The organism is Thalassospira sp. CH_XMU1420-2 (assembly GCF_037029325.1).
Lineage (GTDB): Bacteria > Pseudomonadota > Alphaproteobacteria > Rhodospirillales > Thalassospiraceae > Thalassospira > Thalassospira povalilytica.
On record NZ_JAYMEG010000001.1, the window covers coordinates 677,217 to 697,414 of the forward strand.

A 20,198-nucleotide genomic window follows, 5' to 3' on the forward strand; every position below is an offset into this window, starting at 1 on the left:
TCTCTCCTTTGGCTGCCACCTTTTTCGAACTGTTTTCGTCCGTTTGGTTGCAGACCGGTATTCACCGATCAGGGTCTCGCCCAAGCCCTGATTTCTCACATTTGTCGCTTAATCGGTATAGCTATACCGATTTGACGCGCGTTTGTATATGGTACATATGGACCAAAATCGTTAAAGTCGGTCAAAATCCATCGCACCAATCACGCGTGCGCCGCAACATACACCGCCTTTGTGTAGATGAGCAATCCAATTACAGATTTTGATGTAAATAATCTCGATCCGTTTCAGGCCCTGGTCTGGCAATATGAAATGGGCGTGGACGAAGCAATCGCAGACGAGCCGCTTGATCGTTTCAAGGCATCGGAAAGCCTGACACGCAATGCTGCCAATCGTCCGGGATTTGCGCCGCAATCCCCGACCGGCGCGCGCCGTGGTCCGGCACAGGCAGCCCGTCCTGCGGCATTGGCCGGTGCCGGTCCCGCACCGGTGCCCCCGGGGGCCGATGGCGGGTTTTTGCTGTCAGATACACCACACGAAGCCCGTCAGTCCGCCCGTGATGCGGCTGCTGCGGCAAGCAATCTGGACGAATTGAAGGCCGCGATTGAAAAGTTCGAAGGCTGCGCGCTTAAGAAATCAGCAAGCAATACGGTCTTCGGGACCGGAAATGTTGAAGCCAAGCTGGTGCTGGTCGGCGAGGCGCCAGGGGCAGAGGAGGACCGACAGGGTCTTCCATTCGTCGGGCCAAGCGGGAAGTTGCTTGATGCCATGTTGCGGTCGATCGGACTTGCGCGTGAGGAAGTCTATATCACCAATATTCTGCCCTGGCGTCCGCCGGGCAACCGTCAGCCGACCACAGCCGAGGTCGCGGTATGTGAGCCGTTTGTACGTCGTCATCTTGAACTGATCGGCCCCAGCGTCGTGGTCTGTCTGGGGGGCAGTTCGGCCAAAACCCTGATGGAAGAGGATCGCGGCATCACGCGGTTACGCGGAACATGGAAAGAGCTGATGTTTGGCGATGGGGCAAAGGCCGATCTGACGGCAATGTTCCACCCGGCATATTTGCTGCGTACGCCCGAACAAAAGCGCCTTGCATGGCGTGATTTGCGCGCGATTGCGCAAAAGCTTTAAGGAAATGGCGATAAATTTGGCGTACGCATGGGTGCTATGCATCCGTTCGGGTGCCAGAAATCCGTCACGCCAAGTGATTGATTCCAGATAAATGATTTCGCGGTTTGGGCGTTTGCTGGTATAAAAGGCGCCGTTGCACCGGGGGGAACACCGCAGGCAACGGGTTGCGAGACCAAACTGCTTCGGGATAAATACGCGGCTTTAAAGCAAAGCCTCGTTGGGGATATTGATTTTGATCGAAGCAATAAGAACAAGCCTGCCGGGTGTGAAACGCACACTAAGGCAGGGCCTCTTAATCGCTATGTTTGGCACCATGACGACGGTCATGGTTGCGCCGTCACCTGCTGTTGCTGACACGCAGGAACAGGCTGCTTTGGGCGGGCCGGAACTTGACGATGCGCTGTCGATCCTTATTCCCAAGCCGCTGTCCGATCGTGACGCCGAACTTTACGAACAGATTTTTGCCGTTCAGGAACAGGGGCGCTGGAAAGATGCAGACCGCCTGATTTCGCGCCTGTCTGACGATGTTCTGATGGGGCATGTGCTGGCGCAACGTTATCTTCATCCGACGGCATATCGTTCCCGCTACAAGGAACTCAAGGATTGGCTGGCAAGTTATGCCGATCTTCCGCAGGCCCCGCGCATTTACAAGCTTGCCCTGACGCGCCGCGGATCTGCCAGCTATCCGAAAAAGCCGGTCGGAAGCTATGTTTCGGGTGCGGGGTATGATTACGAAGATATTTCGCCCTATTACCACAAATCGACCAAGAAGCTGTCAGCACCACAGCGTTCCCGCCTTTCGACGCTTAAAAGTCGTATCCGCCACCGGATTGGCAGTGGATGGCCGACCGGCGCGCTTCAGGTTCTCGAAAGTCAGGAAGCAAAACGCCTGTTTGATGCCTATGAGCAGGATCAGGCACGCGCATCTATTGCATCGGGATATTATTATTTCGGCAAGCCTGACCTGGCGCTGAAACTTGCGGGTGACGCGGCCAAGCGGTCGGGCAAATATTTGCCGCAGGCCCACTGGACTGCGGGCCTTACCGCATGGCGTTTGGGCAAGATGGATACCGCACACAAACATTTTGCGGCACTCAGCACCAATAAATATGCATCAAGCTGGACACGCACAGCCGGTGCGTTCTGGGCGGCGCGTATCGATCTTGCGGCCGGTCGTTTTGAAGAAGCCGACAAGATGCTGAACCGTGCGGCGGAATATCCGCGCTCCTTCTATGGGCAGCTTGCCATGCGTGCCCTTGGTCGGGATGACGTGTTTGACTGGGACAGTCTTGAGCTTGACGAAAACCGTGCCAACAAGTTGAAGCTTGATCCGCATGGTCGTCGTGCACTGGCATTGTTGCAGGTGGGGCAACGTGATGAAGCCGAACGCGAATTGCGCAAGGCTGCGGCCAAGGATGATGATGGCCTGCGCCGCGCTGTTCTGGCATTGACCGATACTGCGAATTTCGCGTCGCTGACCATGCGTCTTGGCAGTTATATCGCGCAGAAAACCGGGGACGTATTTGTAAACGCCCTTTATCCGGTGCCGCCATGGTCGCCCGAAGGCGGCTATGAGGTCGACCGTGCGCTGATCTATGCGTTCATGCGCCAGGAATCCGGATTTAACACCGATGCGCGCAGCCATGCCGGCGCGCGCGGTTTGATGCAGCTGATGCCGGCCACCGCAAGCTATATCGGCAATACCCGTTATCGCGGTGCCAAACGCGCCGAACTGTATGAACCGGAAATCAACCTGTCGCTTGGGCAGAAATATGTTGACCATTTGCTTGAACAGAACGGTGTTGATAACGGCTTTTTGCAGTTGATGGCGGCCTATAACGGCGGGATCGGCAATCTGGGCCGCTGGCAAAAGGCGCTTAAGGACAATGTTGATCCGCTGTATTTCATCGAAAGCATCCCGTCGCGCGAGACGCGTCTGTTTATCGAACGTGTGATGGCCAATCTTTGGATGTATCGGTCGCGCTTTGGTCAGGAAGCACCGTCGCTTGATCTTCTTGCCGCCGGGCAGTGGCCAACATATCAGCCACAAGATGGTGACAGCGATCATGGCTTGACCGCGCAACGTTAAGCACCAGATACCTTTCATGACCGGCAATAACGCCAGCACGCCGCAAGATAACGGCAGCAAAAGCAAGAACCGTACCCCGGATGAGGGAACGGTTCTTGATCGTATCAAAATGCCGCCAATGAGCGGCGAAGAAGCCCTGCGTCGGTTTCATGAAAACGGTCATTCATCAGACGGGCAGGGGCCGGAAACCGGTCAAAGCGACTTTGCCGGGCTTCATCCGCTGATGAAGCTGGTATCGCTTGGCGGGACATTGTTGATGATCACCGCCCTGCTTCTTGGTGTACTGTATCTGTTCGGGGCGTGATCCCGGTTCTGATCTAGTCGCTGATAAAGGTCGCTGTTTTACTGGGTGTCGGTTCTGGCATCTGAAAGGGCCTGAAGCGTCTTGATTTCGCCCTGGGTGGCGTTGGCCAGCGGATCATCCTTTGGCAAATCCCGATACAGATCACGAAGCACGCGCAAAGCTTGTTCGGGTTTGTCATTTTGTTTCAGCATCATGCCGTAATAATACCGCGCAAGCAGATGATTGGGCATCTGACCCAATGCATGCAGAACCAGATCACGTGACGTACTGTCGATCTGACCGTTCTGGGCGGTAATCCGGGTATCGGCATATTCGATTGCCAGTAACGGATTATGCCCGGAAAGCGCATAGGCCTGGGCAAAGGCGGCAACCGCACGTTCGATATTGCCAAGGCGCAATGACCCGCGTGCCAGGGCCACCCAGCCCTGAAGATTGCGGGGATTCACTTCAAGCGACAGCACGATCTGGTTCAACAGTCGCTGGATTTGCTGATCGGTCTTGTAATTGGGATCGGTCACATTCCCGGCAACAGCGGCGGCGGCTGCAAGGTTGCGTTCCCCAGCCCGTTCGGCAAACGGCTTGGCGGGCAGGGATGGATTGCCAATGACCAGATAGATACCAAACGCCACCAGCACCGGCGCGACGGCCATGGTCAGCCGACGCGGTGAAAATACCTTGTCACCGCATTTGGGAAGGCTTGCGTAAAGAACCGCAATTCCGATCAATGCCAGTAAAGACAGACCAATCCAGGTCACCGGTCACCTCCGGCAGGATGGTGATATTTCCCGACAAGGCACCGCATCAGGATTTTTTATCTCCGTTTGAGGTACCCAAAATCTCGTCAAGACGGGCCTGTTCATCACGCGACAGCGATGTTGTCGCGTTTGATGCTTCGCGCTGCTTGCGACGATAAAAGGCAAAAACCGCCAGAAGCGCCAGAATTGCCAGAACCGCCGGACTTGCCCACAGAATATAGGTTTCCGGTTTCAGCGGCGGGTTAAGCAGAACATAATCCCCATACCGCGCGACAATGTAATCGATGGCTTCTTCGTTGGTGTCGCCGGCAATCAGGCGTTCACGAACAAGCACACGCAGATCGCGCGCAAGTTCGGCATCGGAATCATCAATTGACTGGTTCTGACAGACAAGGCAACGCAGTTCCTGACTGATGTCGCGGGCACGTTTTTCCAGAACCGGGTTCGATAACATTTCATCGGGATTAACCGCCCATGCCGGTGTGCCGGCCATAAGCCCAACAACCAGGCCAAATGCACCGATCATGGTCAAAAGACGACGGGTCATTCTTTTAACTCCGCGATTTTGGGCAGAAGCACATCTTCAAGAACATCTGCGGTTACCGGGCCGACATGTTTGTATCTGATCTGGCCTGCACCATCGATGATGAATGTTTCGGGCACGCCATAGACGCCAAAATCAATTCCGGTGCGTCCCGACAAATCCATGCCGACCGCGGCGTAGGGATCACCAAGTTCAGCCAGCCACTTGACACCGTCCTGCGGGTCTTTTTCCTTGTAGTTCAGGCCATAGACCGGCACATCGGCTTCGCGTGACAGACGTTTGATCAACGGATGTTCGGCACGGCAAGGAATGCACCAGCTGGCAAAGACGTTCAGAACCGAAACTTCGCCCTTGGTAACATCGGCACGCGACAGTCCGGCTTCACGCCCGGGAAGTGGCGGCAAGGAGAATTCCGGTGCAGGCTTGTCGATCAGGACAGAGGGCACAACAGAAGAGTCCTTGTCGATATTCATCAGGAAAACCCCGGCGAGTGCCGCAAACAGAACCAGCGGGATCACGGCGATCGAAAATCTCATGAAGCGGAAACTCCGTTCTTCTGAAAACGCAGGAAGATGCGCGTAAGGATGCTTATGGTTCCACCCGTCAGCATCAAAATCATGCCCGCCCAGACCCAGGGCATCATTGGCAGGAACCGGACCGAAACAACCCGACCGCCATCATCGCCCCTGTCCCCGATCGAGACATGCAGATCCCCGTCACGGCCATGCCAGATACCGGCTTCGCGTGTTTCAACGCCGCGGATCGGGTAATACCGGATTTCGGGGAAAAGTTCGGTTACCGGCAGCGCATGTCGATACAGGATAAAGGTCGCCTGACGCGTGGCATAGTTTTCCCCGGCAAGCAAAGCCACACCCTCATATTGCAGGTTATAGGGGCCAGCCTGAATGCTTTGACCCGCCCGTGCGGAAACAACAACCTGTTCTTCCCAGACGCTGCTTGCCGCCCCGCCAGCCAGCATCACGGCCAAGCCGATATGGGCAAGGGTCATGCTCAGATAACGTGGGCCAAGCAGTTGCAGATTGCGGTATTTGCTTTCGCCGTGATCGGGTTGGCGCCACAATCTGGCCCACAGATCACTCAGCGACGCTGTCAAAATCCATCCGGCCAGTCCGATCCCGATCAAAGGTGCGGGTGACAGATCGATAAAGCGGATCGATACAAACAGCACGATGATGATCGACAGGATTGCCGCCAGCTTCATGCGCCGTCCGATCATCCACATTTCATCCTGTCGCCAGCGCAAGGTCGGGGCAAAGCCCATCAGAAACAGCAACGGAACAACAATCGGCACCAGTACTTCGACATAGAACGGGCCGCCAACCGTGATGTTTTCACCATCAAGCCAGCGCAAAACCAGGGGGTAAATCGTCCCGATCAGTACCACAGCAGCAATCAGTGCCAGCATCACACTGTTGATGAACATGCTGCTTTCGCGCGACAGCAATTCAAAAGGACGCGGTTCACCGAGTTCGTCACCCCGGCGCCAGAACAGATAGTAGGACCCTGCAAATATCGCGCAAAACCCGACCAGAAGCGCAATACTGTCATTGGGCTTCATCAGGGTTTCATTGAGCGGACCAAACAGATCGGACCGCGTCAGATACACCCCGAACCAGCCAACAGCCAGTGCAGAAAGCCCAAGGAACGCAGTCCAGCCCTTAAGGGTTTCGGTTTTTTCCAGAACCGCCCGGCAATGCACAAGCGCGGTGGTCAAAAGCCATGGCAATAACAGGCTGTTTTCTGCTGTGTCCCAATACCACCAATTTCCCCATGCCTGCTGGCTATAGGATCGATAGGCATTGATCGCAATCGCCGCCCCCAGCGCAACCCATGATGCAATCACCCAAAACCGCAAGGTTTCTGCAATCCGGCGATCAAATTTCCGGCCCAGCAATCCTGATAGCGTCAGGGCATAAATCACCATGAGTCCGGCAAGACCCAGATACAAAAACGGTTCACGCAGAACCCGCAGAACATCCTGGCTTTGCGGGTTCATCCCGCGCCCGTCAAGCGGTGCCACGGCAACACGCAGGAACGGATCAGCATCAATCAGGGTCGCAAGGCCAAGCACACCAACCAGCAGGCCAAGCACGGACATCGCATTGTAAAACAGTGTCCGGTCATCATCCTGTCCATAGGTCGATTGACCCGCCCCGAAAAGCTGCATGGCCAACACAATATTGACCAGTGATGCCGCAAGAAGCCACAGGATCATCGCCCCGCCATCCGGGGTAAAGGCCGCACCGATCCGGAAAAGAAGCGGGGTGGATGAGTGACTGACATTTGCAACAATCGGCAGGCTGAAATCGCTGACGATAAAGGCATGCAGCAACGCCGCCTGTGCAACGATTGCCATCAGCAATAATCCGGCAGGCAGAACAAGATAGTGCCCCGGTCGGGATATCTGGCTGTCAAATGGCAGCGGTGCTGAAACCGGTCCTGATCCGTTTAATTCAGGGGAAATGCCGTTGGGGCCGGTCGCGGCGAGAACGGTCGGGCGTCCCTGCAAGGTCGCGCGTATGGACGACCGCAGCCAAAGCGGGCTGAACAGCACAGCCTGCCCAAAGCCTGTCACCACAATCAGGAGCAGGGCAAAATGTCCGAGTTCTGCAAGCATCTCCGTCTAAGGCTTCCCCGAATTGATCCCCGATGACATATCTGGCGGTGTGACGGGACACTGATGGCACAGTTATGTCAAAGACAGGTTTTTCTTACGCGTTTGGTTTGACTTTATGACCACAGAATGTGGCTTAATTGCGCATCTGTTCCGCATTTTTGGCTTCGATTTCTTCCCAGTAGCCGCTTTTCTTAAGCGATTCTGCGACTTCGGGCGGCATATAGTTTTCATCATGCTTTGCCAGAACTTCCGATGCAACAAAGGTCCCGTCAGATGACATGTGGCCTTCGGCGACAACGCCCTGACCTTCGCGGAAAAGGTCGGGCAAGATGCCGCTATAGGAAATCGGGACGGTTTGCGCCATGTCTGTTACGGCAAAGGCAATGGTTTTGCCGTCCTGAAGCTTTTGAACAGACCCTTCGACGACCAGTCCTCCGATCCGCAGACGCTGGTCCGGATCAATCGGGGATTTTTCGATGATTTCGGTCGGGCTGAAGAAGAAGACAACCGAATCTTCAAAGGCGGTCAGTATGAGTGCCGCTGCACCGGCTACGGCCAAAAGAGCCGCACCGATGATATACATGCGTTGGCGTTTGCGGGCTTTTGCACGGGAAAGTGACACAGTTATTCTCCGGTCAGGGTGCCTTTGGGGCTTTTTTGTTTCGGCGTGTCCGACGCGATTGCAGCACGGCTTCCAGCTGGTCGCGTTCAATGCGGCTGTTGCGCAGACTGCGCAAGGTCGCCACCAACAAGGCAATCATGGCAATTGCCGTGATGGCATAACTGCCCCAGATATAGCCGCCATATCCGCCCATTGAGAAGAATTCACTCATTGGCTGGCCTCCGCGTTGTGACCCGCATCATAGCTTGGGGTGTCGGTATTCTGGCCGGGGGATCGTTCATCAAACATCCCCGAAAGCTGCAATGCCCGGATACGCCGTTCATTGAGTTCAAGCCGTACCCGCAAAATCAGCATGACAAAGTAATAGCAGGTAAATCCAAGGATCATCAGCGCAAGCGGCAACTGCATGCTGGGATCAACCGTCGGGCCGTCCATGCGCACGATAGAGGCCGGCTGATGCAGGGTATTCCACCAGTCGACCGAAAATTTGACGATCGGCACATTGACCGCCCCGACCAGTGCCAGTGCCGATCCGGCCTTGGACCCGCGTTCGGGGTCATCAAATGCATTTACCAGCGCGATATAGCCAAGATACAGGAACAGCAAAATCAGCATCGAGGTCAGGCGCGCATCCCATACCCACCAGGTGCCCCACATCGGTTCACCCCACAATGATCCGGTAATCAGGCACAATGCCGTAAAGGTGGCACCGATCGGGGCCGTGGCACGCGCGCAGATATCGGCCAGCGGGTGTTTCCAGATCAGGCTCATGGCACCGCACACCGCCATGCCGACATAACAGAACAACCCCATCCAGGCCGCCGGGACATGCAGATACATGATCCGGACCGTATCGCCCTGCTGATAATCAACCGGGGATGCGAAAAGCGCAAAATAAAGCCCAGCGGCAATCAGGATCGCCGTCGCCCCGGACAGCCACGGCAATAGCGGGTCGGTCAGCTTCAGAAAAACACTTGGTTTGGCAAAACGATGCATATTCTTCTGTCCGTTATTCCATTGCCTGACGCACCGCATGGGCGGTGGCAAATGGCGTTGCTGCCAGTGCGATCAGCAAAATGGCAGCCATGATCTGTAACTGTGCGGTGGCCGAAATGCCCAGCAAGGCGGCCTCGACCGCGCCGGCCCCGAAAATCAGAACCGGGATATAAAGCGGCAAGACCAGAAGCGACACCAGAACCCCGCCACGCCGTGCTCCCAAAATAAGTGCCGCCCCAATCGCTCCGATCAGACTAAGAGCCGGAGTACCTAGCAGCATGGCAAGCATCAGGGTAACAAATCCGTCCTGATCCATATTGAGCATCACGGCCATCAACGGGGCTGCAATGATCAATGGCAAGCCGGTGGTCAGCCAATGCGCACATACCTTGCCCAGGACCAGCAATTCCAGTGAAACCGGCGACAGGGTCAAAAGTTCAAGCGTGCCGTCCTCATAATCGGTCTGAAAGACCCGCTCAAGCGACAGCATCGCTGCCAGAAGCGCCGATACCCAGATCACCCCGGATGCAATCCGGGCCAGAATATTGGCTTCCGGGCCGACGCCGAACGGAAACAATGTGGTGGTCACAATAAAGAAGGCAACCACCATGACCGAATCTGCCCCCTGACGCAGTGCAAGACGCAGGTCGCGCTGTAAAATGGCAAGGAAACCGTTCATTGGGCGGCCTCCTGTGCGGATATCGGGGCTGATCCGTCCATTTCCGGATGTTCGATTAGCCATTCGACCATCGGAATGGCAAATTCATCCAGATCAAGCACGGTTGGCGCATCGACATCCAGATCAATATGTGTCGAATAGATCACAATGCCGCCACGCGCCCGAAATTCGGCAATCAGTCGGGCGACTTCGCCACAGCTTTCGCGATCCAGTCCGACGGTCGGTTCATCAAGCAGCCAAAGATCACTTTGACCGATCAGAATACGGGCAAGGGCAGTGCGGCGTTTCTGTCCGCTTGAAAGATAACGGCCAGCGACCCGTGACAGGTGATGAATGTCAAGCGCATCAAGGGCCGCATCAATTTCACCATCAAGGTCATCGACCCCGCGCATCTGTCCCCAAAGCCGTAAGTTGTCGCGCACGGACAGCACCGGTTTGACGGCATCCTGGTGGCCAAGATATTGCAGCCGGGCTTGATGGCCGATGCGGTCTTCGAGGATGTTTTCACCGTCCCAGCAAATCTGCCCGGCGCGCGGTGACAACAATCCGGCCATGACCCGTAACAGGCTGGATTTTCCGGCACCGTTCCGGCCACGCAGCACAATCGCGTCACCGGATCGGGCGGCAAAGGATAGGCCGCCAAATACCAGTCGCTCGCCGCGTAGGCAGGTCAAATCAGAACCGCTAAAATCTGCCATGTAACCCGTTCAATAGTCAGTGTCTCAGCCGTGGTCGCCGTATTCTATAACGCGTTTAGGCTGATTATCCATTCTTTAACCGAGCGCGGCCGCGATGGCTTTGTTTCAAATCAATCCAAACAAGGTCGGGAAAGATTGGCACGCACTGGTGCGGACATATCAGGGGACGGGTTTCCAACCGGTGAATGTTTGGGCAAATGAAATGACATATAAAAGGGGGCGTTAAAGGCGTTCGGGGGGCAGCGGATTTTAATAGCGGATGACAGATGCCGAGATGATCGGGCCACCATTTCCGTTCTGAACCAGAACAGCAATGCCACCGTCGCAGGCCTTTGTCATGGCAAACGGAATGTCTTTTGATGATCCGTCCCATGGACCAAGGTCGATCATCTCGCGGACGACATTGGCATGTACCAGCCGTTTCCCGGCATTCTCGCCCGATAGAACGTCACGCTGGTGTTCGCGGTCAAAACCGATGATCCAGATACGATGGGCATTTCCCGAGCCCGGCATTGTGAGGTTGCGCAGTGCGACCGTACCGCGGGTGGGCAGATCGGTGCTGTCTGATGCCAGTGTGATTGCCGAGATGTCCTTTAAACCGGGCAGGGAATCGGCGGTCGACTCGATACGCCGTTTTGCGGTTGCCTGAACCACATTGTCACCATTGATAATGACCTGAGGGGTATAGACATACCGTTCGCGCATCCGATTGGCATAGTCGCGTTGCCGGTCGCTGTATCGGGAATCGGAAAACGGATCTGTCCAGCCCAGATAGTTCCAGTAATCGACATGGTATGACAGTGCCAGAAGATCTGTATGTTCCTGATTTATCTGATAAAGAACACGATCTGCTGGCGGGCAGGAGTTGCATCCTTGCGAGGTGTAAAGCTCTATCACGGCGTGGGGCGTTGTGCTTTCGGCGGCATATGCCGGGCCGGAAAGCATCATTAGCGCCAGTGCAAGCATGCAGATGATGGGGCGAATATGTTTCATGCCCATCATCATGCCCGAGAACTGCCATCAACCCCTAATCACAAGGCCTTGAAAGCAACGGGAAGACCAAAAGGGCGGATTCTTGCGCTTTTTGGGTGAATTTCGAAATGAGATTTCCAAAGATTGATGTTAATAGCTGCGGACCAATCGGGACCACCTTGAGGGAACGGTCGCAACGCATCGGGTGAATTCGCCTGTGCGTTAAATGATAAAAATCTGGAATCGGTCTGCCGGCGGGAGCTTCATCCGGCAATTCCGGTCCGAAACAAGGTTTGCAGGTTAATGATGAAACGTGAACACTGGGGCTCGCGCCTCGGCTTTATTCTGGCAGCTGCGGGGTCGGCCGTCGGACTTGGGAATATCTGGAAGTTCCCGTATATGGCGGGCGAAAACGGCGGTGGCGCCTTCCTGATTATTTATCTGGCACTGGTCTTTACCATCGGGATTTCGGTCATGCTGGCCGAATTCGTGATTGGCCGCATGTCTGAAAAGAATGCGATTGGCGCGTTCGCCAAGCTCAAAGGCGGTCTTTGGCCGGTCATCGGGTTCTTTGGTGTGGCTGCTGCCTTTATCATTCTGTCCTTCTATAGTGTCGTCGCTGGCTGGACGATTTCCTATATGATCAAATCGATCACCGGTGCGCTGGCGATCGAAGATCCGGCCGCTCTGGGAAGCCTGTTTGGTGATTTCATTTCCGATCCGGTTTCGCCGCTGATCTTCCATGCGATCTTTATGGCGCTGACGATTTTCGTGGTTCTGGCCGGTGTTGGTTCCGGGATTGAACGCGCATCGAAAATCCTGATGCCGGCCCTGTTTGCACTTCTGATCATTCTGATCATCCGTTCGGTCACGCTGCCTGGTGGTGGCGAAGGTGTTGCCTTCCTGCTGTCGCCGGACTTTTCCAAAGTAACCTGGGAAACTGTATCGGGTGCGTTGTCGCAGGCATTCTTCTCGCTCTCGCTCGGTATGGGGGCGATGATCACCTATGGCTCGTACCTGTCGAAGAAAGAAAACATCGCCGGTTCTGCCGGTTGGGTGACGCTGCTTGATACCGCAGTTGCCGTGATGGCGGGTCTTTTGATCCTGCCGGCGGTCTTTGCATTCGGCTTTGATCCGAGTGCCGGTCCCGGCCTGACCTTCATCACGCTTCCGGCTGTGTTTGCGCATATGCCGATGGGCTCGCTGTTTGCCTTTATGTTCTTCCTGCTTCTGGGGATTGCGGCTTTGACTTCGGCGGTATCAATCCTTGAAGTGGTTGTGGCCTATTTCGTTGATGACCGTGGTGTCAGCCGCAAAACGGCGGCCATCGTGGTTGGCGTGATCATTTTTGCGCTCGGTATCCCGTCTTCGCTGTCGCTTGGCGTGATGTCGGATGTCACCATCTTTGGCAAAAGCTTCTTTGATCTGATGGACTTCATCAGTTCGAACCTGCTGTTGCCGATCGGTGGCCTGTTCATTTCGCTGTTTGTTGGCTGGGTCATCTGGGGCAAGGCCAAAGAAGAAATCGCAGCGCATGACGGTATCGTCCCGATGTGGATCAATGCCTGGGGACTGATTGTCAAATTCGTTGCCCCGGTTGCGATTGCTTTCATCCTGCTGAAGGGGCTTGGTATCTTCTAGGATCAGAAGAACCGGTTCATGAAGTTTGAAAGGGCGGGATTATTCCCGCCCTTTTGCTTTTGGGCTTAGCCATCCGTTGCGGTGGCAAGCCTTGAAATATCCTGTGCGCTCATTGGTCGGCCAAGCAGGTAACCCTGCACAAGGTCGCACCCGGCATCCCGCAGAACTTCAAGCTGGCGGTCGTTTTCAACCCCTTCGGCAATGCAGGTTTTGCCAAGGTTGCGCGCCATATTGATGATGGTGATTGCCAATGTCCGGCCTTCTTCGCCGCGATCGATGTCGGTGACAAAACTGCGATCGAGCTTGATCTGATCAAATGGCAGGGTCCGCAGATAGCTCAGGCTGGAAAAGCCGGTGCCAAAATCATCAAGCGAAATGCGAATGCCCAGATCCTGGATACGCTGAAGTTTGGCACGCATGTCGGCCATATCGCGCATGAACAGGCTTTCGGTGACTTCGATTTCAAGCCGGTCGGCAGACAACCCCTTGTCGACCAAAATGGCCCGCAGCTGTTCTGCAAGATCGACCGTGCCATAGAATTGCTGAACCGACACATTCACCGCCAGCCGCAGATTGTGCAGACCTTCGCTGCGCCAGTTGACCAGTTGACGACAGGCCGTGCGCATGACCCAGCGACCCAGCTCGCCGATGACGCCGATTTCTTCGGCAACCGGGATAAAGGTCGATGGCGGGATATGTTCCCCACTTGCCGTTGTCCATCTTGCCAAGGCTTCGACACCGCATAACTGGCCGGTTTTGGTGTCAAATTGCGGTTGATAGGCAAGATGGAGTTCATTGTTATCAAGCGCGCGCCGCAACGCCGTTTCAAGTGCCAGATCAGCACCCTTCTGACTTTGCAGCGACACGCTGAACCGGCCGACCCGGTTGCGTCCCTGTTCCTTTGCCTGAAGCATGGCAATTTCAACACAGCGCAAAAGATTGCTGGTGTCATTGGCATCCTTGGGAAAAGAGGCAATGCCGATGCTGGCCGAAAGATAAAGGTCATCACCCTTGCTGGTCAGATGCGGTTCGCCAAGCCGGACAAGAACGCGTTCGGCAAGGTTCAGGGCTTCTTGTTCGGTTTTTATGTCGGGCAGGATGGCGGCATATTCATCGGCACCGACACGGGCCATGACCGCATCATGGCCAAGTTCTCGGCTGATGCGTCGGGATACTTCGACCAGAACATCATCCCCGGCATTGTGCCCCAGTGCGTTGTTGACGCGCTGAAAGTTATCAAGATCCAGCATCATGACAGTCAATGGCCGGCCATGCTGTCGGGCGCGCCCGACATGAAGCGACAGCAATTCCGAAAAACGTCGGCGGTTGGGCATGCCGGTCAGTTCGTCGGTAAAGGCAATCCGAAGGATATCTTCGCGGTTTTTCTCGCGTTCACTGATGTCGGTAAAGATCGATGCATAATGGCTTATGGTGCCATCGCTGTCGCGGATGGCCATGATCGAAAGCCATTCCGGGAATGTTTCACCCGATTTGCGACGGTTCCAGATCTCGCCTTCCCATTTTCCGGTCCGGGCAAGTTCGACCCACATCTGGCGATAGAAGTCCTTGCTTTGGCGACCGGACTGCAAAATGCTCGGGTTCTTGCCAATGACTTCTTCGGCCTGATAACCGGTGACACGGGTAAAGGCGGGATTGACGGCCTCGATCTCGGCGCGGGCGTTACAGACCATGACGCAGTCCGGCGAGTTTTCAATCAGCTTGCGGGCAAGTGCAAGTGACTGGCGGGCCTTGACCAGTTCGCTGTCGCTGTCATCATTGATGTTGTTCAGATAGATCAGATAGTCCTGCTCGATAAATTCAAGCAGATCGGCAAAGGACAGAACGCCGATGATTTCCCGGTGCTGGTTATGAACAACAAGGTGGCGGATGTTTTTGCGCAACATGATGGTGCGCGCATCATTAAGGTTCACATCCCCGTTAATGACCATAACCGGGCGGGTGGCGATATCACCTGCTGTCAGGCCATCATTGTCGTCGGCAAACCCGCGCAGGATATCGCGTTCGGTAATGATACCGGTTTGCTGATCGACCGGCAGGTCGGCAGGAAAGCCGGTAACGATGGCGCTGTCGCATTTTTCGCCATGCATGCGGTGTCGCAATTCCGACACAGGCATCCGGGCATCGACAAAGATTGTCGACCGTCGGACCGCATCGGCAACGTCATTGGCGCTGAACGGCTTTTTGTTGCTGATCTGCCGGATCAGATCGGTCCGGCTGATGATGCCGACCAGACAATCGTTTTCATCGACGGTGACCAGGTGGCGGACATTGCGTTCGCGCATCCTGACGATGGCTGATTGCGGGCTGGCATGGATGGATATGGTGTGAACCGGATGCGACATGCGCATCTCGACAGGTTGCGACAGCACAGCTTTGCTGTTGGCTGGTAACGACAACAGGTCGTGCTCTGTCAGTATTCCGACCGGTTTGTTCGACTGTACCACAATGATGGAACTGCTGTTGGCATTGCGCATTTTGGTGACGGCTTGCGCAAGTGGCGTTGCAGGTGAGCAACTTAAAACAGTTCCGGGTGACAGCGTACCGACCGTCAGACCAAAAGACCGGTCTTCGGCTGGGGTAGGGCGTATCATTTGATCCTGCTCAGAAGACAATTCGAATTGCACCTGACTTAGCAGACAACAAGCAGTTTAGGATTGTTTTGGATCAAGGACACATGCCGGAATTGTTTCGCCGGTTTTGACATCAACCGGAAATAAAACACCCCGCCGGACGAAACCGGCGGGGTGTCTTTTGGTCAGCGTCTGACTTCGTGCTGAAATCAGGCAGCTTTCATCATGTTACGCAGAACGAACTGCAAGATGCCGCCGTTCTGGTAGTAGAGAACTTCGTTCTCGGTATCGATACGGCAGGTGGCAACGAATTCTTCGGTGCTGCCATCTTTGCGCGTGATGCGAACCGTAACGTCCTGAAGCGGGGTGATACCATCACCGATGCCAAGGACATCAAAGGTTTCAGAACCATCAAGCTTGTAGGTCGCACGACCCTCACCGTTTTTGAACTGCAGCGGCAGAACGCCCATGCAGACCAGGTTGGTGCGGTGAATACGTTCGAAGCTTTCCGCGATCACAGCTTTGACGCCAAGCAGGTTGGTGCCTTTTGCTGCCCAGTCACGCGAAGAACCGGTGCCGTATTCTTTACCGGCGACGACAACCAGCGGGGTGCCTTCGGCCTGATAGCGCATGGCAACGTCATAAACCCAGCCCTGTTCACCCGACGGGTAATGGACCGAGATGCCGCCTTCGGTGCCCGGTGCCATTTCGTTACGAATACGAATGTTGGCAAAGGTACCGCGCATCATGACTTCGTGGTTACCACGACGTGCGCCATAGGAGTTGAAGTCACGAACCGCAACGCCATTCGCCTTGAGGTATTCACCTGCCGGGCTTTCTTCCTTGATCGAACCGGCCGGAGAAATGTGGTCGGTGGTAACAGAGTCACCCAGGATCAGGAGCGGACGCGCACCGTGGACTTCTGCGAAGTCGTTTGGCTCTGCCGCCATGTTGACGAAGTAAGGCGGGTTCTGGACGTAGGTGGATTTGCCATCCCACGCGAAGGTTTCGCCTTCGGTGATTTCGATGGCCTGCCACGGCTTCGGACCAGCAAAGATGTTGTCGTAACGCTCTTTGTACATCGCAGCCGAAATCGACGACGCAATGGTGTCGGCAATTTCTTTGTTGCTCGGCCAGATGTCTTTGAGGAAGACGTCATTGCCGTTCTTGTCGGTACCGATCGGGTCGTTGTTCAGATCGACCTTCAGGTTACCGGCAAGGGCATAGGCAACAACCAGCGGCGGCGAGGCAAGGTAGTTTGCCTTGACGTGCGGGCTGATACGGCCTTCGAAGTTACGGTTACCCGAAAGAACGGCGGTAACGAGCATGTCGTTGCCGTCAATTGCTTCGGCGATCGGACCGGCAAGCGGACCGGAGTTACCGATACAGGTGGTGCAACCGAAACCGGCAACGTTAAAGCCAAGCTGATCCAGGTAATCCTGAAGGCCGGCTTTTTCGAGGTAGTCGGCAACAACCAGCGAACCCGGTGCAAGCGAGGTTTTCACCCACGGTTTGCGGTTCAGGCCAAGCTCGACAGCTTTTTTCGCCAGCAGACCGGCTGCGATCAGCACGCTCGGGTTCGAGGTGTTGGTGCAGGACGTGATTGCGGCGATGACGACGTTACCGTCTTTCATTTCGAAGTTTTCATTCGAAACCGGAACGGAGCGATCAGCATCTACACCCGGTGCCATGTCGGCAAAGGTGCCATTGAAGCTCGATACGGCGTCTTTAAGAAGAACGCGGTCCTGCGGACGCTTCGGACCCGACAGGGCCGGCTCGACGGTCGAGATGTCAAGTTCAAGCGTTGCAGTGTATTCTGCTTCGAAGCCCGGCTCGCGCCACATGCCCTGTTCTTTGGCATATGCTTCAACCAGGGCAATCTGGTCTTCGTCACGGCCGGTTGAACGCATGTAGTTAAGCGTTTCGTCATCGATCGGGAAGAAGCCACAGGTCGCACCATATTCCGGTGCCATGTTACCGATGGTCGCACGGTCCGGCAGGCTCATGTGGTCAAGTGCATCGCCATAGAATTCGACGAATTTGCCGACAACGCCTTTTTCACGCAGCATCTGAACGACGCGCAGAACAAGGTCGGTTGCGGTGATGCCTTCTTTCATGGTGCCGGTCAGCTTGAAGCCGACGACTTCCGGGATCAGCATCGAGATCGGCTGGCCAAGCATTGCTGCTTCGGCTTCCAGACCACCAACACCCCAACCAAGAACAGCAAGGCCGTTCACCATGGTGGTGTGGGAATCGGTGCCGACCAGGGTATCAGGATATGCAACGGTCTTGCCGTCTTCGTCCTTGCCGGTCCAGACGACCTTGGCAAGATGTTCGACGTTGACCTGGTGGCAGATGCCTGCGCCCGGCGGAACGATGCGGAAGTTGTTGAACGCGTTCTGACCCCAACGCAGGAAGCCATAACGTTCGCCGTTACGTTCGAACTCGACTTCCATGTTTTTGTCGAGTGCATCATCGGTGCCGAAGAAGTCGATCATGACCGAGTGGTCAATGACGAGATCAACCGGTGAAAGCGGGTTCACCTTCTGGGCGTCGCCACCCATGTTGACAACGGCATCGCGCATTGCGGCAAGGTCAACGACGGCGGGAACGCCGGTGAAGTCCTGCATCAGAACGCGGGCCGGACGATAGTTGATCTCATGGCTGCTCTTGCGGGCTTTGAGCCAGTCTACAACAGCCTGAACATCGTCGGTTTTGACAGTGAAGTCATCTTCATAGCGCAGAAGGTTCTCAAGAACGACTTTCAGCGTGAAGGGAAGTTTGGAAACGTCGCCGAGTTTTTCGGAAGCAACTTTGAGGCTGTAATAGTCGACGGAATTATCCCCGACTTTCAGCGTGCGGCGCGTTTTCAGGTTGTCTTTGCCACAAATGGACATCAGACCCTCCTCAAGGTGGTTAAAAGGGCTTGTCGTGACAAGACACCCCGACCGTCGGAGCGCCGAGCGGTGGGCTATCTGTGTTGCGTGACGCGGGTCACGGCTACATATGCATGTGCACCGGGGTTACACCACAATTCCCTGTGAAAGTCCAGACCCAGTGAAGGGGTATTCAGTAAAACCCGCTGATCACAGCATATTGGCAAAGTCCAACAAGCATCGGTAAACCTTTGATCGATATGTGAAGGCGCATTTCGCCTTTCAATAGGGGCTGTTCGGGGGCCGAGTCTGTTGCTGACCATATTGCTTGCGTGTTTTCGGGGTATGTCGGGGGTGCGGTGGTGCGCCGATTGCGAACGAGGATACCAGACGCCGTAAAAGCCCGCCCCGAATCCGTTCCGATTCGATCAATCGCGCTGATCTGGATCCGCCTTATTCGGGGGCATTCACCCGGTAAATATTGTGCGGTGCATGATCGCGAAAATTTTTTGCAATGCGACGTGCGCGGGGCTGTCTAACTGATCTCGCCGTCAGATTACGTTACGTAATCAAGGGTGGAAAGATACTGTGCGGTAGGCGAATTTAAATTGTGCAGTGCGAATTTGTAGAAAAGTCTCAATCCCTTGCTGATCATTGCATTGACGCAATATGCTGAAATTGGTACTTAAATGCCTATTAAATGTGTCAGGCCCGGTTTCCGTAAGGTCAGGGTCCCAAAAAAATCCGACACATCATCAGGGAAACTGAATATCGGTTCGCAAATTTCACCAAGATGAACCCGAAATGTGGTTCTGCGGCATTTGCGGCCCAAGTCAGGGAGGAATGCGACGGCATGACGTCACAGAGTCCTATTTTACAGATCAGCGATGTGTCGCTGGTTTTCGGCGGTGTACGTGCGCTGAGTGATGTCAGCTTTTCCGTCCAGCCGGGCGAACTGTTTTCGATCATCGGCCCGAACGGCGCGGGCAAGACGTCCATGCTGAACTGCGTGTCCGGGCGTTACACCCCGACCACCGGATCGGTATCGTTCAAAGGTCAGGATGTTACGGGGCTTAAACCCAATGATCGTGCCGAACTGGGCATCGGTCGTACATTCCAGAACCTGGCGCTGTTTGGTCATATGAATGTTCTCGATAACATCATGGTCGGTCGCCATCATCTTTTGAAAAACAACTTCCTGAACGGGCCGCTTTACTGGTTTGGCGGTGCGCAAAAGGAAGAACTCGAACACCGTCGCTTCTGCGAAGACGTGATCGATTTTCTTGAAATTTCCCATATCCGCAAGGCAACGGCCGGTACGCTTTCATATGGTCTGCGCAAACGCGTCGAGCTGGCGCGTGCTGTTGCACTGCGTCCTGATCTGATCCTGCTTGATGAGCCGATGGCGGGCATGAACCTCGAAGAAAAAGAGGACATGGCGCGCTTTATCATCGACCTCAATGAAGAATGGGGCATGACGGTTGTGATGATTGAACATGACATGGGTGTTGTCATGGATATCTCGAACCGGGTCATGGTTCTCGACTTCGGACGCAAGATTGCCGAAGGCCTCCCCGACGAGGTGATGGCCAACAGTCACGTCAAGAAGGCCTATCTGGGTGAAGAAGACGACGAAACGGATGAAGACGAGCAGGTGGCCTGATC

Annotated in this window: 17 protein-coding genes; 5 read left to right on the plus strand and 12 right to left on the minus strand. The window is 55.1% G+C overall.

Going from position 1 to position 20,198, the window contains the following annotated elements; genetic code table 11:
• The first annotated feature begins 237 nt into the window (after positions 1 to 237).
• The 3 genes from WA429_RS03005 (at position 238) to WA429_RS03015 (ending at position 3,521) form a co-directional block, all read left to right on the plus strand.
• The gene (locus WA429_RS03005; RefSeq protein WP_287464311.1) at positions 238 to 1,128 is read left to right on the plus strand and encodes a uracil-DNA glycosylase; all 891 of its coding nucleotides are present in this window, start codon (positions 238 to 240) and stop codon (positions 1,126 to 1,128) included.
• A gap of 301 nt (positions 1,129 to 1,429) precedes the next feature.
• Complete coding sequence (locus tag WA429_RS03010; RefSeq protein ID WP_287464310.1) at positions 1,430 to 3,217, plus strand: lytic transglycosylase domain-containing protein; 1,788 nt, start codon at positions 1,430 to 1,432, stop codon at positions 3,215 to 3,217.
• A gap of 16 nt (positions 3,218 to 3,233) precedes the next feature.
• Positions 3,234 to 3,521 carry a hypothetical protein gene (locus WA429_RS03015; protein ID WP_101245440.1) on the plus strand — a complete coding sequence of 96 codons (288 nt, stop codon included), beginning with the start codon at positions 3,234 to 3,236 and terminating at the stop codon, positions 3,519 to 3,521.
• A 38-nt stretch (positions 3,522 to 3,559) separates the two neighbouring features.
• On the opposite strand, the gene WA429_RS03020 is transcribed toward WA429_RS03015, so the two are convergent.
• From WA429_RS03020 to WA429_RS03065, 10 genes are all read right to left on the minus strand, one after another.
• Positions 3,560 to 4,276 (minus strand): tetratricopeptide repeat protein, encoded by a 717-nt coding sequence (locus tag WA429_RS03020; RefSeq protein WP_114112866.1) that lies wholly within the window; start codon positions 4,274 to 4,276, stop codon positions 3,560 to 3,562.
• Positions 4,277 to 4,322: 46 nt separating this feature from the next.
• Positions 4,323 to 4,823 (minus strand): cytochrome c-type biogenesis protein, encoded by a 501-nt coding sequence (locus WA429_RS03025; RefSeq protein WP_114112867.1) that lies wholly within the window; start codon positions 4,821 to 4,823, stop codon positions 4,323 to 4,325.
• A complete protein-coding gene (locus tag WA429_RS03030; protein WP_101245443.1) occupies positions 4,820 to 5,356 on the minus strand; it encodes a DsbE family thiol:disulfide interchange protein in 537 nt (178 codons plus the stop codon). Before WA429_RS03030 ends, WA429_RS03025 begins: the two co-directional genes overlap by 4 nt.
• On the minus strand, positions 5,353 to 7,458 hold the full coding sequence (locus WA429_RS03035; RefSeq protein ID WP_287464309.1) for a heme lyase CcmF/NrfE family subunit: 2,106 nt from the start codon (positions 7,456 to 7,458) through the stop codon (positions 5,353 to 5,355). Before WA429_RS03035 ends, WA429_RS03030 begins: the two co-directional genes overlap by 4 nt.
• Before the next feature lie 133 nt (positions 7,459 to 7,591).
• The gene (gene ccmE, locus WA429_RS03040; RefSeq protein ID WP_101245445.1) at positions 7,592 to 8,080 is read right to left on the minus strand and encodes a cytochrome c maturation protein CcmE; all 489 of its coding nucleotides are present in this window, start codon (positions 8,078 to 8,080) and stop codon (positions 7,592 to 7,594) included.
• Positions 8,081 to 8,093: 13 nt separating this feature from the next.
• Positions 8,094 to 8,291: a heme exporter protein CcmD gene (ccmD, locus tag WA429_RS03045; protein ID WP_114112870.1), complete on the minus strand. Its 198-nt coding sequence runs from the start codon at positions 8,289 to 8,291 to the stop codon at positions 8,094 to 8,096.
• Complete coding sequence (locus WA429_RS03050; RefSeq protein ID WP_114112871.1) at positions 8,288 to 9,076, minus strand: heme ABC transporter permease; 789 nt, start codon at positions 9,074 to 9,076, stop codon at positions 8,288 to 8,290. Before WA429_RS03050 ends, ccmD begins: the two co-directional genes overlap by 4 nt.
• A 13-nt stretch (positions 9,077 to 9,089) precedes the next feature.
• Positions 9,090 to 9,755, minus strand: a complete 666-nt coding sequence (gene ccmB / locus WA429_RS03055) for a heme exporter protein CcmB (RefSeq protein ID WP_101245448.1) — start codon at positions 9,753 to 9,755, stop codon at positions 9,090 to 9,092.
• Complete coding sequence (gene ccmA / locus WA429_RS03060; RefSeq protein WP_206926784.1) at positions 9,752 to 10,453, minus strand: heme ABC exporter ATP-binding protein CcmA; 702 nt, start codon at positions 10,451 to 10,453, stop codon at positions 9,752 to 9,754. The genes ccmB and ccmA overlap by 4 nt, the downstream gene beginning before the upstream one ends.
• A 249-nt stretch (positions 10,454 to 10,702) precedes the next feature.
• A complete protein-coding gene (locus WA429_RS03065) occupies positions 10,703 to 11,446 on the minus strand; it encodes a DUF1223 domain-containing protein (protein WP_287464308.1) in 744 nt (247 codons plus the stop codon).
• Between the two features lie 285 nt (positions 11,447 to 11,731).
• Between WA429_RS03065 and WA429_RS03070 the strand changes: the two genes are divergently transcribed.
• Positions 11,732 to 13,066, plus strand: a complete 1,335-nt coding sequence (locus WA429_RS03070; protein WP_228194550.1) for a sodium-dependent transporter — start codon at positions 11,732 to 11,734, stop codon at positions 13,064 to 13,066.
• 65 nt (positions 13,067 to 13,131) lie between these two features.
• Here WA429_RS03070 and WA429_RS03075 read toward each other — a convergent pair whose 3' ends face one another.
• A complete protein-coding gene (locus tag WA429_RS03075; protein ID WP_206926786.1) occupies positions 13,132 to 15,678 on the minus strand; it encodes an EAL domain-containing protein in 2,547 nt (848 codons plus the stop codon).
• 188 nt (positions 15,679 to 15,866) lie between these two features.
• Positions 15,867 to 18,554, minus strand: coding sequence for an aconitate hydratase AcnA (gene acnA / locus WA429_RS03080; protein WP_101245453.1), 2,688 nt, complete (start codon positions 18,552 to 18,554; stop codon positions 15,867 to 15,869).
• A gap of 832 nt (positions 18,555 to 19,386) precedes the next feature.
• Between acnA and WA429_RS03085 the strand changes: the two genes are divergently transcribed.
• Positions 19,387 to 20,196, plus strand: coding sequence for an ABC transporter ATP-binding protein (locus WA429_RS03085; protein WP_114112980.1), 810 nt, complete (start codon positions 19,387 to 19,389; stop codon positions 20,194 to 20,196).
• Positions 20,197 to 20,198 lie beyond the last annotated feature (2 nt).